This is a genomic window from Streptomyces sp. NPDC051921, assembly GCF_040680975.1.
In the GTDB taxonomy this organism is placed as follows: Bacteria; Actinomycetota; Actinomycetes; order Streptomycetales; family Streptomycetaceae; genus Streptomyces.
The window spans coordinates 31,436-45,729 of record NZ_JBFAXU010000013.1 but is presented as its reverse complement, the minus strand read 5'-3'; the positions used below and the strand labels follow the sequence as shown (position 1 = coordinate 45,729).

At 70.8% G+C, this 14,294-nt stretch carries 12 protein-coding genes and 4 tRNA genes; 8 read left to right on the top strand and 8 right to left on the bottom strand.

Features of this window, described 5'->3' with window-relative positions:
* Window positions 1-113 precede the first annotated feature (113 nt).
* Together AB0M16_RS18585 and AB0M16_RS18580 are read right to left on the bottom strand one after the other, a co-directional pair.
* Window positions 114-368: a DUF3073 domain-containing protein gene (locus tag AB0M16_RS18585; protein ID WP_265861184.1), complete on the bottom strand. Its 255-nt coding sequence runs from the start codon at window positions 366-368 to the stop codon at window positions 114-116.
* Window positions 369-656: 288 nt separating this feature from the next.
* Window positions 657-1,745 carry a Glu/Leu/Phe/Val dehydrogenase dimerization domain-containing protein gene (locus AB0M16_RS18580; RefSeq protein WP_365344086.1) on the bottom strand — a complete coding sequence of 363 codons (1,089 nt, stop codon included), beginning with the start codon at window positions 1,743-1,745 and terminating at the stop codon, window positions 657-659.
* A gap of 154 nt (window positions 1,746-1,899) precedes the next feature.
* Here AB0M16_RS18580 and AB0M16_RS18575 point away from each other — a divergent pair, with 154 nt between their 5' ends.
* The gene (locus AB0M16_RS18575) at window positions 1,900-2,751 is read left to right on the top strand and encodes a hypothetical protein (protein ID WP_365344084.1); all 852 of its coding nucleotides are present in this window, start codon (window positions 1,900-1,902) and stop codon (window positions 2,749-2,751) included.
* A 545-nt stretch (window positions 2,752-3,296) separates the two neighbouring features.
* The gene (gene bldC, locus AB0M16_RS18570; protein ID WP_003949541.1) at window positions 3,297-3,503 is read left to right on the top strand and encodes a developmental transcriptional regulator BldC; all 207 of its coding nucleotides are present in this window, start codon (window positions 3,297-3,299) and stop codon (window positions 3,501-3,503) included.
* 434 nt (window positions 3,504-3,937) lie between these two features.
* Here bldC and AB0M16_RS18565 read toward each other — a convergent pair.
* Window positions 3,938-4,011: transfer RNA gene (locus tag AB0M16_RS18565), tRNA-Asp, on the bottom strand.
* Window positions 4,012-4,095: 84 nt separating this feature from the next.
* A complete protein-coding gene (hrpA, locus tag AB0M16_RS18560) occupies window positions 4,096-8,067 on the bottom strand; it encodes an ATP-dependent RNA helicase HrpA (protein ID WP_365344082.1) in 3,972 nt (1,323 codons plus the stop codon).
* A 118-nt stretch (window positions 8,068-8,185) separates the two neighbouring features.
* Between hrpA and AB0M16_RS18555 the strand changes: the two genes are divergently transcribed.
* Genes AB0M16_RS18555 through AB0M16_RS18545 form a run of 3 tightly spaced genes read left to right on the top strand, consistent with a single transcriptional unit; the run spans window position 8,186 to window position 10,233 of the window.
* A complete protein-coding gene (locus AB0M16_RS18555; RefSeq protein ID WP_365344080.1) occupies window positions 8,186-8,575 on the top strand; it encodes a hypothetical protein in 390 nt (129 codons plus the stop codon).
* Between the two features lie 60 nt (window positions 8,576-8,635).
* Complete coding sequence (locus AB0M16_RS18550; protein ID WP_365344078.1) at window positions 8,636-9,406, top strand: DsbA family protein; 771 nt, start codon at window positions 8,636-8,638, stop codon at window positions 9,404-9,406.
* The gene (locus AB0M16_RS18545) at window positions 9,403-10,233 is read left to right on the top strand and encodes a cytochrome c biogenesis CcdA family protein (protein ID WP_365344076.1); all 831 of its coding nucleotides are present in this window, start codon (window positions 9,403-9,405) and stop codon (window positions 10,231-10,233) included. The genes AB0M16_RS18550 and AB0M16_RS18545 overlap by 4 nt, the downstream gene beginning before the upstream one ends.
* Window positions 10,234-10,283: 50 nt before the next feature.
* Here the strand turns inward: AB0M16_RS18545 and AB0M16_RS18540 are convergent.
* The 4 genes from AB0M16_RS18540 to AB0M16_RS18525 form a co-directional block, all read right to left on the bottom strand.
* Window positions 10,284-10,357, bottom strand: a tRNA-Phe gene (locus tag AB0M16_RS18540).
* A 22-nt stretch (window positions 10,358-10,379) separates the two neighbouring features.
* Window positions 10,380-10,453 (bottom strand) — tRNA-Asp (locus AB0M16_RS18535).
* Window positions 10,454-10,491: 38 nt separating this feature from the next.
* Window positions 10,492-10,564: transfer RNA gene (locus tag AB0M16_RS18530), tRNA-Glu, on the bottom strand.
* A 132-nt stretch (window positions 10,565-10,696) separates the two neighbouring features.
* Window positions 10,697-11,047, bottom strand: coding sequence for a metallopeptidase family protein (locus AB0M16_RS18525; RefSeq protein ID WP_365344074.1), 351 nt, complete (start codon window positions 11,045-11,047; stop codon window positions 10,697-10,699).
* Window positions 11,048-11,148: 101 nt separating this feature from the next.
* Here AB0M16_RS18525 and AB0M16_RS18520 point away from each other — a divergent pair, with 101 nt between their 5' ends.
* The 3 genes from AB0M16_RS18520 to AB0M16_RS18510 all read left to right on the top strand — a co-directional run.
* Window positions 11,149-11,553 (top strand): hypothetical protein, encoded by a 405-nt coding sequence (locus AB0M16_RS18520; protein ID WP_365344072.1) that lies wholly within the window; start codon window positions 11,149-11,151, stop codon window positions 11,551-11,553.
* A 191-nt stretch (window positions 11,554-11,744) separates the two neighbouring features.
* Window positions 11,745-12,260, top strand: coding sequence for a hypothetical protein (locus AB0M16_RS18515; RefSeq protein ID WP_365344070.1), 516 nt, complete (start codon window positions 11,745-11,747; stop codon window positions 12,258-12,260).
* 200 nt (window positions 12,261-12,460) lie between these two features.
* Window positions 12,461-14,294: DEAD/DEAH box helicase (locus AB0M16_RS18510; protein ID WP_365344068.1), on the top strand; the 1,834-nt coding region annotated here is incomplete at its 3' end.

Here is a 14,294-nt window from a genome sequence, read left to right as displayed (position 1 = left end):
CGAAGGCGGCCCGCCAGGGGCGCCCGTGACGCCGCCGTGTCGCCCCTCAGCGGCTCCGGACAGCGCAGAAACCCGGTCCGGGTACCCCGGACCGGGTTTCGATGTTCAGAAGGTCAAGCGCGACGCTGAGTGGACGCCGGACCGGACTCGTCGTCCTCGTCCTCGTCGTCCGTGTTGTAGAGATCCGCGTACTGCGCGTACGGGTCGTCTTCCTCGTCGTCGTCCTCGAACGGCTCGCCATTCGGCGGCTGGCTCGAAGTCGATGCGCCCAGCTCATTGGCCAGACGCGACAGGTCAGTCCCGCCGCTGCTGTACTTCAGCTGGCGGGCGACCTTGGTCTGCTTGGCCTTTGCCCGGCCGCGCCCCATGGCTCGACCCCCTCGGTGACGGGGCTCTTTGGCCCCAGAGTCTTGACACGCGTTCATGGTCCGAAACGGGCTCTCGAAGAGAGACCGGTCCGTAGGGCTTCAACGGTACCTGTTTCCGTCGGTCTACGGTACGCCGCGCGCATCACATACCCCGGTACAGAACCATCGAGGTGCCCCGTCCTCGCTGGTCAATCGCGATTTTAACCTCTTCTTGAGGTCCGACCCGCCGATCGGCGTGAGCGAAGTCTCGCGAATCGCTCGCCGCCCGGCGGGCCGTCCCTGTCAAGCTCAGGCCCGACGCGCCTCGGCCATGCGCTGCTCGGCGATCCGGTCGGCCGCCGCGGCCGGCGGAATGCCGTCCGACTTCGCACGTGCAAAGATCTCCAGGGTGGTGTCGAAGATCTTCGTCGCCTTCGCCTTGCAGCGGTCGAAGTCGAAGCCGTGCAGCTCGTCGGCGACCTGGATCACGCCGCCGGCGTTCACCACGTAGTCCGGGGCGTAGAGGATCCCGCGCTCGACGAGGTCCTTCTCGATGCCCGGGTGCGCGAGCTGGTTGTTGGCCGCGCCGCAGACGATGCGGGCGGTGATGAACGGCACGGTCTCCTCGTTCAGGGCGCCGCCCAGCGCGCAGGGCGCGTAGATGTCGAGGCCCTCGACGCGGATCAGCGCCTCGGTGTCGGCCACGACGGCGACCTGCGGGTGCTTCTCGGTGATCCGGCGCACCGACTCCTCGCGCACGTCGGTGATCACGACCTCGGCGCCGTCCTCCAGGAGGTGCTCGACCAGGTAGTGGCCGACCTTGCCGACGCCGGCGACGCCGACCTTGCGGCCGCGCAGGGAGGGGTCGCCCCACAGGGTCTGCGCGGAGGCGCGCATGCCCTGGAAGACGCCGAAGGCGGTGAGGACGGAGGAGTCGCCGGCGCCGCCGTTCTCGGGGGAGCGGCCGGTGGTCCACTGGTTCGCCCGGGCCACGACGTCCATGTCGGCCACGTAGGTGCCGACGTCGCAGGCGGTGACGTAGCGTCCGCCGAGGGAGGCGACGAAGCGCCCGTAGGCGAGGAGGAGCTCCTCGCTCTTGATCTGCTCCGGGTCGCCGATGATGACGGCCTTGCCGCCGCCGTGGTCGAGGCCGGCCATGGCGTTCTTGTACGACATGCCGCGGGAGAGGTTCAGCGCGTCGGCGATCGCCTCGGCCTCGGTGGCGTACGGGTAGAAGCGGGTTCCGCCGAGGGCCGGGCCCAGGGCGGTGTTGTGGAGGGCGATGACGGCCTTCAGGCCGGTGGCGCGGTCCTGGCACAGCACGACTTGCTCGTGGCCCCCCTGCTCCGAGTGGAACAGGGTGTGCAGTACGTCAGGAACGCCGGTCACATCGGTCACGGTGGTGACTCCCAATTACGAAGCGGCGGAAGGTCCCCCCTGCGGGTGGGGGTGGGACCAGGTCGGCAGAAGGGTAAGTCCTACCTGGCCGTAGCAGGGACGCAGTGCTGAGGATCACCCCCTTCAGGATGACCCGCGTGGAAGGATTTACGACATGTCGGTCCCCTCGTCGGTACTCGTCCCCTATGCCGCGTATCTGCGCGTGTACGAGCCGCTGGCCGCCTTCCCGGAGCCGGAGCGGGGGCACTGGGCCCGGTACGCGTGCCGTACGGACACCCCGGGCGCGCAGGAGGAACTGAGGCGTTCGCTGGCCGACTTGGTGTCGGTCCCGCCGGTGCCGGTGCCGGTGCACGAGAGCGGCGACGCGTTCGTGGCGACGCTCGACGGGGTGGTCCTGGTCTGCCCGTGGCGGACCCGGCTGCGCGGCTGGCTGGCCCTGGAGGAGCTGGTGGGCGGGACGCTGCCGGCGCCGGTGCTGGACGCGATGCTGCCGCCGGTGGTGCGGGAGCAGGTGGCGGCGGACCACGAGCGGTGGCTGGAGCGCAACCCGGACGCGCGTCCGTGGATCCGCAGCGCGGTGTGGCGGGTCCCCTTGAGCTGGTTCGCCGTGTTCTCGGACGAGGAGCGGGAGTACGCGCCGGGGGACCGGGCGGCGGGCGAGGCGCCGGTGCTGCGCTACCGGACGCCCATGGCGCAGGCGCGGCGGCGGCTCGCGCGGGCCCTGAAGGCGCTGCGGGGGGCGATCGCGGAGGGTCCGATGACCGAGGGCCTGGTCGGGGTGGGGCGCTGGCTGGAGGAGTTCCATCCGCGGGCGCTGGTGGAGCTGGACTACGGCGGCCTGGTGCACGCGGTCGGTGCGGAGACGCTGGCGGCTGACCGGTCGGCGGCGGACCTGGCCGAGGGCATCGCGGCGCTGCGGGACGGCGACGGCGAGGGCGCGGAGGAGGCCTACGGGCGGCTCGCGGAGCGGTGGCGGGCGATCCGCAACCTGCAGTTCGCCAACTGACCATCGACAGGACACGTCCACCTGATGTAAATGATCTTCGTCGCTGGACACCAGTTCGGGCCTTTGGTCTGCTCTTGTGGGGCCGATGGCGCGGGTGTGCCGGGACGTAGGTCCCGATCCGGGCCTTTGGCTCAAGCGTGACGGACAGCACTTAACGCACCCTTGCGTCCATCACCCACCCTCGTGCCAAAATAGGACAAGGAGTCCGGGGAGGGTTCCTTCCGTCCAAGTAAGGGCGGAACGCTCAGCATTGCACTCTATGGGGGGTCTGAGGACTCCTGATCGCTCTGTGACTGATCGTCACAGGGGCGTGACTGTCCGTTATGGCATGGTCCATCGACTTCCGCCGCTGATGAACACCTGCGAGGGCAATTCCATCGGTTTGGCCGACGTGGCTGGACGGATGGTGTAGTTGTAGTGCCGAGGACAAGCCGTTCGTCCTATAACCGACTCGGCCCGCTTCTGCCATTTCGGGCAACGCGGGTCAAGGTGCAGAATTTAGAGGAAAGAACCGAGAAGGTTCGGTTCTCCCGAGGAGGCCGCTCATGACCGCTCGCACCCCTGATGCCGAGCCGCTGCTGACCCCTGCCGAGGTTGCCACGATGTTCCGCGTGGACCCGAAGACGGTGACCCGTTGGGCGAAGGCCGGCAAGCTCACGTCCATCCGCACCCTGGGTGGACACCGCCGGTACCGCGAGGCCGAGGTCCGCGCCCTGCTGGCGGGCATTCCGCAGCAGCGCAGCGAGGCCTGAGGCGCCCGCGTAACGCAGTAACACCCCGCTTCACCGGGCACATTCCGGGTCCCCCAACCCGGTTCGCCCACCCCAAGCTCTGCCGACTGGTGCCTGCCCCAACAGGCTCTCCGTCATCGATCGCGCTGGACTCCGCCGGGTCCAGCGCGATCTTTTTTGTGCCCGCGCGGGCCGGCCCGCACCCTCGCGCATCCCGCGTAGACCCCGTGCAATTGCACATATTAAATGGGGGTGATGTAGGAGGGGTGTAAGTGAGCCACCTTCTGAAACGGATTAAGTGACTCCCGTCACACCGTCAAAGTGTTGTCGTGGAACAGCCTTCCAGCGCCCGAACGGCCGCCACCCCGCCCTTGGTCACCCCTTGGTGGGACCTTGGTCCTTCGGTGGTGACAACGCAAGAAGGCCCGCACCGAACGGTGCGGGCCTTCCACTTGCGATCCTGACGGGACTTGAACCCGCGACCTCCACCTTGACAGGGTGGCGAGCTAACCAACTGCTCCACAGGACCTTCGCAACCTCTGCTGCGTGGCTGCGAGGAAAACTGTACAGCAGGTCAGCGGTCTGGTCGAACTCACCGACGGCGAGGGTGCCGCTACGGCACCGCGGCGTCGATCGCCTTCACGATCCGCTTGTCCGACACCGGGTGCGCCGTGCCCAGGGCGTGGGCGAAGTAGCTCACCCGCAGCTCCTCGATCATCCAGCGGATGTCCGTGACCGAGGCGGGCACCGGGCGCCCCTTCGGGAGCTGTTCGAGCAGCCAGGCGTACTCGTCCAGCATCTCGTGCACCTTCTCCATCCGGGTGGTGTCCCGCTGCACGCCCGTCGGCATCTGCTGCAGCCGCCGGTCCACCGCCACCAGGTAGCGCATCAGGTCCGGCAGCCGCTTCAGGCCCGTACGGGTGACGAAGCCGGCCGGCATCAGCCAGGACAGCTGCTCCCGCACGTCCTGCAGGTTCGGCAGGAGGGCGGGGCTGTGCGCGGTCTTCAGACGCCGCTCGCAGGCCTGCCAGGCCGCCAGGACCTGCTGGACCTGACCCACCGTACGGATCGTCAGCTCGACGAGGTCGGCGCGGACCTTGTCGTACAGCTTCCGGAAGGACTCCTCGTCCCACACGGGCCCGCCGTGGTCCGCGATCAGCCGGTCGGCGGCGGCGGTCGCGCAGTCGTCGAACAGGGCCTGGATCGAGCCGTGCGGGTTCGCGGACAGGGCCAGCTTCTGCTGGTTGGTGAGCTTGTCCGAGGCGAACTTCGCCGGGTTCACCGGGATGTTCAGCATGATCAGCTTCCGGGTGCCCCGCCACATCGCCTGCGCCTGCTCGGCCTCCGAGTCGAAGAGCCGTACGGCCACGGTCTCGCCCTCGTCCACCAGCGCGGGGTACGCCTTGACCGGCTGGCCGGCCCGCCGGGTCTCGAAGACCTTGGTGAGGGTGCCGATCGTCCAGTCCTTGAGCCCTGTGCGCTCCAGGGAGGGCCCGGAGCCGTCCGGGCCCGCCGTGGCCGCCTTGGCGGCCTTGGAGAGCGCCTGGCGGGCCTTGGGGCGCAGCTGCAGGCGCAGCGCCTCCAGGTCCTTGTCCTCGGCCAGCTTGCGGCGCCGCTCGTCGACGATCCGGAAGGTCACCTTGAGGTGCTCGGGCACCTTCGCCCAGTCGAAGTCCTCCGCCGTCACCGGGACCCCGACCATCCGCTGCAGCTCGCGGGCGAGCGCCGCCGTCAGCGGCTCCTGCACCGGGACGACCGAGTCCAGGAAGCGGCCCGCGAAGTTCGGCGCGGGCACGTAATGCCGGCGGATCGGCTTGGGCAGCGACCGGATGAGCTCGGTGACGACCTCCTCGCGCAGACCGGGGATCTGCCAGTCGAAGCCCTCGTCGGTGACCTGGTTCAGGACCTGCAGCGGGACGTGGACGGTCACGCCGTCCGCGTCCGCGCCGGGCTCGAACTGGTAGGTCACCCGGAACTTCAGCGCGCCCTGCCGCCACGAGTCCGGGTAGTCGGCCTTGGTGACCGCCCCCGCCTTCTCGTTGATGAGCATCTCGCGCTCGAAGTCGAGGAACTCCGGCTCCTCGTGGCGCTTGTGCTTCCACCACGAGTCGAAGTGCGCGCCGGACACGACGTGTTCCGGCACGCGCTTGTCGTAGAAGTCGAAGAGCGTCTCGTCGTCGACCAGGATGTCCCGGCGCCGGGCCCGGTGCTCCAGCTCCTCGACCTCGGTCAGGAGCTTGCGGTTGTCGGCGAAGAACTTGTGGTGGGTGCGCCAGTCGCCCTCGACGAGCGCGTTGCGGATGAACAGGTCGCGGGAGACCTCGGGGTCGATCCGGCCGTAGTTCACCTTGCGGTCGGCGACGATCGGCACGCCGTACAGCGTGACCTTCTCGAAGGCGACGACGGCGGCCTGGTCCTTCTCCCAGTGCGGCTCGCTGTACGTCTTCTTCACCAGGTGCTGGGCCAGCGGCTCGACCCACTCGGGCTCGATCCGGGCGTTCACCCGGGCCCAGAGCCGGGAGGTCTCCACCAGCTCGGCGGACATGACCATCCGCGGGGGCTTCTTGAAGAGGCCCGAGCCGGGGAAGATCGCGAACTTGGCGCTGCGGGCACCCAGGTACTCGTTCCGCGTGCCCTCCCGCTTGCCGTCCTTGCCGCCGTCCTTGGACTCCTTGACGTCCTTCAGGCCGATGTGGCTCAGGAGGCCGGCGAGCAGGGAGACGTGGACGGACTGCTCGGGCGCGTCCTCCTCGTTGAGGTGGATGCCCATCTGCTTGGCGACCGTGCGCAGCTGGGAGTAGATGTCCTGCCACTCGCGGATGCGCAGGAAGTTCAGGTACTCCTGCTTGCACATCCGGCGGAAGGAGCTGGAGCCGCGCTCCTTCTGCTGCTCGCGCACGTAGCGCCACAGGTTGAGGAAGGCGAGGAAGTCGCTCGTCTCGTCCTTGAAGCGGGCGTGCAGCTGGTCGGCCTGCGCCTGCTTCTCGGCCGGCCGCTCCCGCGGGTCCTGGATGGACAGCGCCGCCGCGATCACCATGACCTCGCGGACGCAGCCGTTCCGGTCGGCTTCCAGGACCATGCGGGCGAGCCGCGGGTCGACCGGGAGCTGGGACAGCTTGCGGCCCTGCTGCGTGAGCCGCTTCTTCGGATCCTTCTGCGTCGGGTCGAGCGCCCCGAGCTCCTGGAGGAGCTGGACGCCGTCCCGGATGTTGCGGTGGTCCGGCGGGTCGATGAAGGGGAACTTCTCGATGTCGCCGAGGCCGGCCGCGGTCATCTGGAGGATGACGGAGGCCAGGTTCGTCCGGAGGATCTCGGCGTCCGTGAACTCCGGCCGGGTGAGGAAGTCGTCCTCGGAGTAGAGCCGGATGCAGATGCCGTCCGACGTACGGCCGCAGCGGCCCTTGCGCTGGTTGGCGCTGGCCTGGCTGATCGGCTCGATCGGCAGGCGCTGCACCTTGGTGCGGTGCGAGTAGCGCGAGATGCGGGCGGTGCCCGGGTCGATCACGTACTTGATGCCGGGGACGGTCAGCGAGGTCTCGGCGACGTTCGTGGCGAGCACGATCCGGCGGCCGGAGTGCGCCTGGAACACCCTGTGCTGCTCGGCGTGCGACAGCCGGGCGTACAGCGGCAGGATCTCCGTGTTGAAGAGGTTCTTCTTGATCAGGGCGTCCGCCGTGTCGCGGATCTCCCGCTCGCCGGAGAGGAAGACCAGGACGTCACCCGGGCCCTCCTTCTGGAGCTCGTCGACGGCGTCGCAGATCGCGGTGATCTGGTCCCGGTCCGCTTCCTCGGAGTCCTCCTCCAGGAGCGGCCGGTAGCGCACCTCGACCGGGTACGTGCGGCCGGAGACCTCGACGATCGGGGCCTCGCCGAAATGACGCGAGAAGCGCTCCGGGTCGATGGTCGCGGAGGTGATCACGACCTTCAGGTCGGGGCGCTTCGGGAGGAGCTGGGCCAGATAGCCGAGCAGGAAGTCGATGTTGAGAGACCGCTCGTGGGCCTCGTCGATGATGATCGTGTCGTAGGCGCGCAGCTCGCGGTCCGTCTGGATCTCGGCGAGCAGGATGCCGTCCGTCATCAGCTTGACGAAGGTCTCGTCGGGGTTCACCTGGTCCGTGAACCGGACCTTCCAGCCGACCGCCTCGCCGAGCGGGGTCTTCAGCTCCTCGGCCACGCGCTCCGCGACCGTGCGGGCGGCGATCCGGCGGGGCTGGGTGTGCCCGATCATGCCGCGGACGCCGCGGCCCAGCTCCAGGCAGATCTTCGGGATCTGCGTCGTCTTGCCGGAGCCGGTCTCACCGGCGACGATCACGACCTGGTGGTCGCGTATCGCCTCGGCGATCTCGTCCTTCTTCTGCGAGACGGGCAGCTGTTCGGGGTACGTGACGGGCGGCACGAGGGCCGCGCGCGCCTCGACGCGCTCCTTGGCCTTGCCGGCCTCGGCGGCGATCTCGTCCAGGACGGCCGCGCGGGCCTCGGGCTTGCGGATGCGGCGGGCGCCTTCGAGACGGCGGCCGAGCCGGTGGGAGTCCCGCAGCGAGACCTCGGCCAGGACGGACTGGAGGGCGGCGAAGGAAGTAGACATACGGAACCCAGGATCGCACCTGCGGACGAGAAGCGGCGAACCGATTTACGAGGGCGGCGCGGCGACCCTGCGTAGTATTTCGGGCACACCGGCCAGCATCCTCCCGAAAGGTTTCCGCATGTCCCGCACCCACCGCGTGCCGGCGGCCCTCGCCGCCCTGGCGGGATTGGTGCTGGTCCTGCTGGGCTGCGGCACGGCGACGGCCGTCGCCGTCGGCGAGGGCCCCGGCCCGGTCACGGTCACGGCCGCGGCCACGGCCGCGGTGGCGAGCGCGCCGGCCGGCGGCCCCGGCTGCGACCGGGGCCACGGCGACGACGCGGGGGCCGCGGCCCCCGCCGTACCGCCCCGCTCGCACGGCTCGGGCGAGCTGCTCCCGGCGCTCGCCGGGCAGCGGACCCCGTGCGGCGGCTGGGGCGCGGACCAGGCCGCGGCGGACGCGACGCCGGGTCCCGCGCCGCCGGAGCTCGTACCGCCGTCACCGCTGGAGCTGTCGATCCTGAGGGTCTAGACGGGCGCCCCTCCTCGCCGTCCGTCCCCTTTTCTCCTCCGTCCTCAGGAGCGCTTTCGCATGTCCAGGTCCAAGCCCGTCGCCGTCGTCGCGGGGGTGGCCCTCGCGGCCACGCTGCTCGGCGTCGTCTCCTACGCGACCACCAAGCCGTCCTCGCCCTCCGGGTCCTCCGTCGCCGAGGTCTCGGCCGACCCGTCCGCCGGCGTCTACCCCGAGCTGGAGGCCTACGCCCGCCGCGACGCGAACGACGGGCTGGCCCTCGGCCGCGCCGACGCGCCCGTCGTCCTGATCGAGTACGCCGACTTCAAGTGCGGCTACTGCGGCAAGTTCGCCCGGGACACCGAGCCCGTGCTGGTGAAGAAGTACGTGGACGCCGGCGTCCTGCGCATCGAGTGGCGGAACTTCCCGATCTTCGGCGAGGAGTCCGAGGCGGCGGCCCGCGCCTCGTGGGCGGCCGGGCAGCAGGGCCGGTTCTGGGAGTTCCACAGGGCCGCGTACGCGCCGGGCGCCAAGGAGAAGGGTTTCGGCGCGCAGCGCCTGGCCGTCCTCGCGAAGGAGGCGGGCGTCGCGGACCTCGCCCGGTTCACCCGGGACACCGACAGCGCGGCGGCCCGGGAGGCCGTGAGCAGGGACCAGGAGCAGGGCTACTCGCTCGGCGCCACATCGACCCCGTCCTTCCTGGTCAACGGCCGCCCGATCGCGGGCGCCCAGCCGATGGACACCTTCACCGAGGCCGTCGAGGCGGCGGCCAGGGCGGCGGAGGCCGCCGGGTCCAAGGCGGCGGGACCGGACGCGGGCCGGGACGGGGCGTCCGCCGGGAACGCGCGATGACCTCCGGGATCGGCTACTTCGCCGCCTTCCTCGGCGGCCTGCTCGCCCTCCTCAGCCCGTGCAGCGCCCTGCTGCTCCCGGCGTTCTTCGCGTACTCCGTCGACACCCGGACCCGGCTGGTGGCCCGGACCGGGATCTTCTACACGGGCCTGGCCACCACCCTCGTCCCGCTGGGCGCGGCCGGCTCCTTCGCCGGCCGCCTCTTCTACGGCCACCGGGACCTCCTGGTGGCCGTCGGCGGCTGGCTGATCGTGGGCCTCGGGGTGCTCCAGATCCTCGGCCTGGGCTTCGCGTCCCGCCGGCTCGCCCGGGCGAGCGGCCGGATCCGCCCCACGACGGCACTCTCCGTCTACGCCCTGGGCCTGGTCTACGGCCTCGCCGGCTTCTGTGCGGGCCCGATCCTGGGCAGCGTCCTGACGGTGGCGGCGCTCAGCGGCAGCCCGGTCTACGGCGGCCTGCTCCTCGCCGTGTACGCGCTCGGCATGGCCGTTCCGCTCTTCGTGCTCGCGCTGCTCTGGGAGCGTTACGACCTGGGCCGGCGGCGCTGGCTGCGCGGCCGGCCGATCCGCCTGGGCCGCTTCGAGCTGCACTCGACCTCGCTGCTCTCGGGCCTCTTCTTCATCGCCCTCGGCACGCTCTTCCTGGTCTTCGACGGCACCACGGCCCTGCCCGGGCTGCTCTCGGTCGACGACTCCTTCGCCGTGGAGGAGCGCGTGGGCGTCCTGGGGCGCGCGGTCCCGGACTGGGCGCTGCTCGTGGCCGTGGTGGCGGTGGTGGCGGCGGCGCTCGCCTGGCGCGGCCGGCGCGGCCGCGAGCAGGAGGAGTAGGGGGCGGGCACGCAGAAGGCCCCGTTCTCGCGAACGGGGCCTTCTCCTTGTGGCTGGGGCCGGGGTCGAACCGGCGACCTATCGCTTTTCAGGCGATCGCTCGTACCAACTGAGCTACCCAGCCACGAAGCTGTTTCCAGCTCCAGCGATCCTGACGGGACTTGAACCCGCGACCTCCACCTTGACAGGGTGGCGAGCTAACCAACTGCTCCACAGGACCATATGGTGTGCGAGACAAGTCTCGCACAGGGTTGTGCGTGCCCCCAACGGGATTCGAACCCGTGCTACCGCCTTGAAAGGGCGGCGTCCTGGGCCACTAGACGATGAGGGCTAAGGGCCCGCCTGGGCGCTTCATCAGCGCGTCGGGGACGTGAGAAGCATATGGGATGGCAGGCGGTATCGCCAAAACGGTTTCGTGGCGGGCTCGCGGCGGCCCCCTGGCGGGCTCCCCGGGCGGGGCGCGTCAGCCCCAGCCCAGCTCGTGGAGGCGTTCGTCGTCGATGCCGAAATGGTGGGCGATCTCGTGCACCACGGTCACGGCCACCTCGTGGACCACGTCCTCCGCCGTCTCGCAGTAGCGGAGGGTCGGACCCATGTAGATGGAGATGCGGTCGGGCAGCACGCCGGCGTACCACTCGCCGCGCTCGGTGAGCGGCGTTCCCTCGTACAGGCCGAGGAGTTCCGGGTCCGAGGGGTCCGGTTCGTCCTCGACGAACACCGCCACGTTGTCCATCACCCGGGTGAGCTCCGGCGGGATCGTGTCCAGGGCCTGGGACACCAGTTCTTCGAACGTGTCGCGCGTCATCTCCAGCACGAGCCCATTCTCCGGTGCCGGGGCGGTGAATCGCAGCGGCATTGGAGTGGCGATCGCGTGAGGACGGTGACCCTCCGTGGGGCCCGTGGGTTTTGCGGGGCATGAACAACACCCTCAAGCGCTCCCTCGCGAGCGCCGCTGTCGCTGCCCTGGCCGTCCTCGGGACCGCGGGCGCCGCCCACGCCGACACCGGCGACGTCTACGGCGTGGCCAACCTCGTCGACGTGGACGACGTCCTGGACCTGCACGACGTCCTGGAAGGCGTCGGGCTGCTCGGCGACGGCGCGTCCGCGGACGACCGCGGCACCACCGCCGCCGCCACGGCGGCGGTCAAGGACACCGCCGGTACCGCCAAGGAGACCGCCACGACCACGAGCACCACCACCGCCACCCCGGCCACGGCCGCCGCCACGACCCCCGCCAAGGCCTCCGGCACCGCCGGCGCCCTCGGCAAGGCCGTCGCGCCGCTCGGCCTCGTGGGCGGCCTCCTGGGCCTCGGCGGCTGAGTTCCCGCAGGAGCGCGGAGGGCGTGTCCCCGGTGGCACAAAGGGAGTTGGGCAGGGCAACGCGTTCGAGACCGCGTCCCGTTCCTGCCGTTCGTGTCCTGGAGGTGCCCTCCGTGCGCCATTTGCCCACCCCCGTGAGATGGGCCGCCACCGCGTTGGCGGTCGCCGCCTGCGCGGGTCTGAGCGGCTGTATGAGTGTCGGCGACGACGGCGCGAAGCCGGCGCCCAGCAACTCCGCCGGGAAGCAGGCGGCGGCCGGTTCCGGGGATGACGGCGGGCTCTCCGGTTCGCACGGTGGGGGCGGCTTCGACCGTACGGGGCGGAGCGGACCCGATCCGGACGGCGAGGGCAAGGAGTCGCCGGTGCCGAGCGGCTCGGCGTCCGTCACGGCGAAGCCCTCCGACGGGGCGGGCCCGGCCGGCCCGGGCGGGGCGCCGGAGCCGCAGCAGCCGCCCGACGGCGGGGACGGCGGGGCGGGCGGCGACCCCGGGGCGTCCGGCGGTTCCACGACTCCTCCGGTGGATCCGCCGCAGCCGACGCCGACCCAGGAGCCGAGCCCGACGCAGGAGCCGACGCCGGAACCGACCGTCACCGAGACGCCCACGACGACGCCCGGCGCGGACACCCACATGAGTGCCATGCGGGCCGCCGACAGGCCCGGCGGGGCGACGGAGCCGGAGGCATCACCGCAGGCCGGGCCGGTGTGACGCAGCTCGGTTTGCCTTGGGTGGGGGAGAGTGCGTATGGTGGTAGATCGTTTGATCCCATTTGCCCGGCGCCACGACCGAAGAGCGCCGTGACTGGCGCGTACTCTCCCTTGCCGTGGCTGACCGCATTGAGGCGGTCGTAGTGCGAAACACGGAGTTGACGGGCGCGTGCCGAGACTCCGGAAGGTTTCGCATTTCGCATGTCCATTTTCAGCTCTGATCACGCCGTCCTGCCCGAGAACGACGAGATCGTCGACGTCATCGAGGTAGTCGAGGCCGACGTCCACACCGTCGTCGAGGCCGACGAGACCCCCGCCGACGAGACCCCTGAGCTCACCTTCGGTGACCTGGGTCTCCCCGAGGGCGTCGTGCGCAAGCTCGCCCAGAACGGCGTGACCACCCCCTTCCCGATCCAGGCCGCGACCATCCCGGACGCCCTGGCCGGCAAGGACATCCTCGGCCGCGGCCGCACCGGCTCCGGCAAGACCCTCTCCTTCGGTCTGCCGCTGCTCGCCACGCTGGCGGACGGCCACACCGAGAAGAAGAAGCCCCGCGGCGTCATCCTCACCCCGACCCGTGAGCTCGCGATGCAGGTCGCGGACGCCCTCCAGCCCTACGGCGACGTGCTCGGCCTCCGGATGAAGGTCGTCTGCGGCGGTACGTCCATGGGCAACCAGATCTACGCCCTGGAGCGCGGCGTCGACATCCTCGTCGCCACCCCGGGCCGTCTCCGCGACATCATCAACCGCGGCGCCTGCTCCCTGGAGCAGGTCCAGGTCGCCGTCCTCGACGAGGCCGACCAGATGGCCGACCTGGGCTTCCTGCCCGAGGTCACCGAGCTGCTCGACCAGGTCCCGACCGGTGGCCAGCGTCTCCTCTTCTCCGCCACGCTGGAGGACGAGATCGACACCCTGGTCAAGCGCTACCTGGTGGCCCCGGTCACGCACGAGGTCGACCCGTCCGCCGGCGCCGTCACCACCATGACCCACCACGTCCTGGTCGTGAAGCCGAAGGACAAGGCCCCGGTCACCGCCGCGATCGCCGCCCGCAAGGGCCGCACCATCATCTTCGTCCGCACCCAGCTGGGCGCCGACCGCGTCGCCGAGCAGCTGCGTGACTCCGGCGTGAAGGCCGACGCGCTGCACGGTGGCATGACCCAGGGCGCGCGCACCCGCACCCTGGCCGACTTCAAGGACGGTTACGTCAACGTCCTCGTCGCCACCGACGTCGCCGCCCGCGGCATCCACGTCGACGGCATCGACCTGGTCCTCAACGTGGACCCGGCCGGCGACCACAAGGACTACCTGCACCGCTCGGGCCGCACCGCCCGGGCCGGCCGCTCCGGTGTCGTGGTCTCCCTGGCCCTGCCGCACCAGCGCCGCCAGATCTTCCGCCTGATGGAGGACGCGGGCGTGGACGCCTCGCGCCACATCGTCGGCGGGGCGGGCGCGTTCGACCCCGAGGTCGCCGAGATCACCGGTGCCCGGTCGCTGACCGAGGTCCAGGCCGACTCCGCGAACAACGCCGCCAAGCAGGCCGAGCGCGAGGTCGTCGACCTGACCAAGCAGCTGGAGCGCCTGCAGCGCCGCGCCGTCGAGCTCCGCGAGGAGGCCGACCGCCTGGTGGCCCGCGCCGCCCGCGAGCGCGGTGAGGACCCGGAGGCCGCGGTCGCCGAGGTGACGGAGGCCGCCGAGGCCGAGGTCGCCGCCGCTGCCGCGGAGCCGGTCCGCGAGGAGCGCCGCGACTTCGACCGCGACGAGCGTCCGTCCTTCAACCGCGACCGTCGTGACAACGACCGTGGTGACCGCGGTGGCTTCCGCCGGGACAACGACCGTCCGTCGTTCAACCGCGACCGTCGTGACGACCGTGGTGGCTTCGAGCGTCGTGACAACGACCGTGGTGACCGTGGCGGCTTCCGTCGCGACAACGACCGTCCGTCCGGTGGCTTCCGCCGGGACAACGACCGTCCGTCGTTCAACCGCGACCGTCGTGACGACCGTGGTGGCTTCGAGCGTCGTGACAACGACCGTGGTG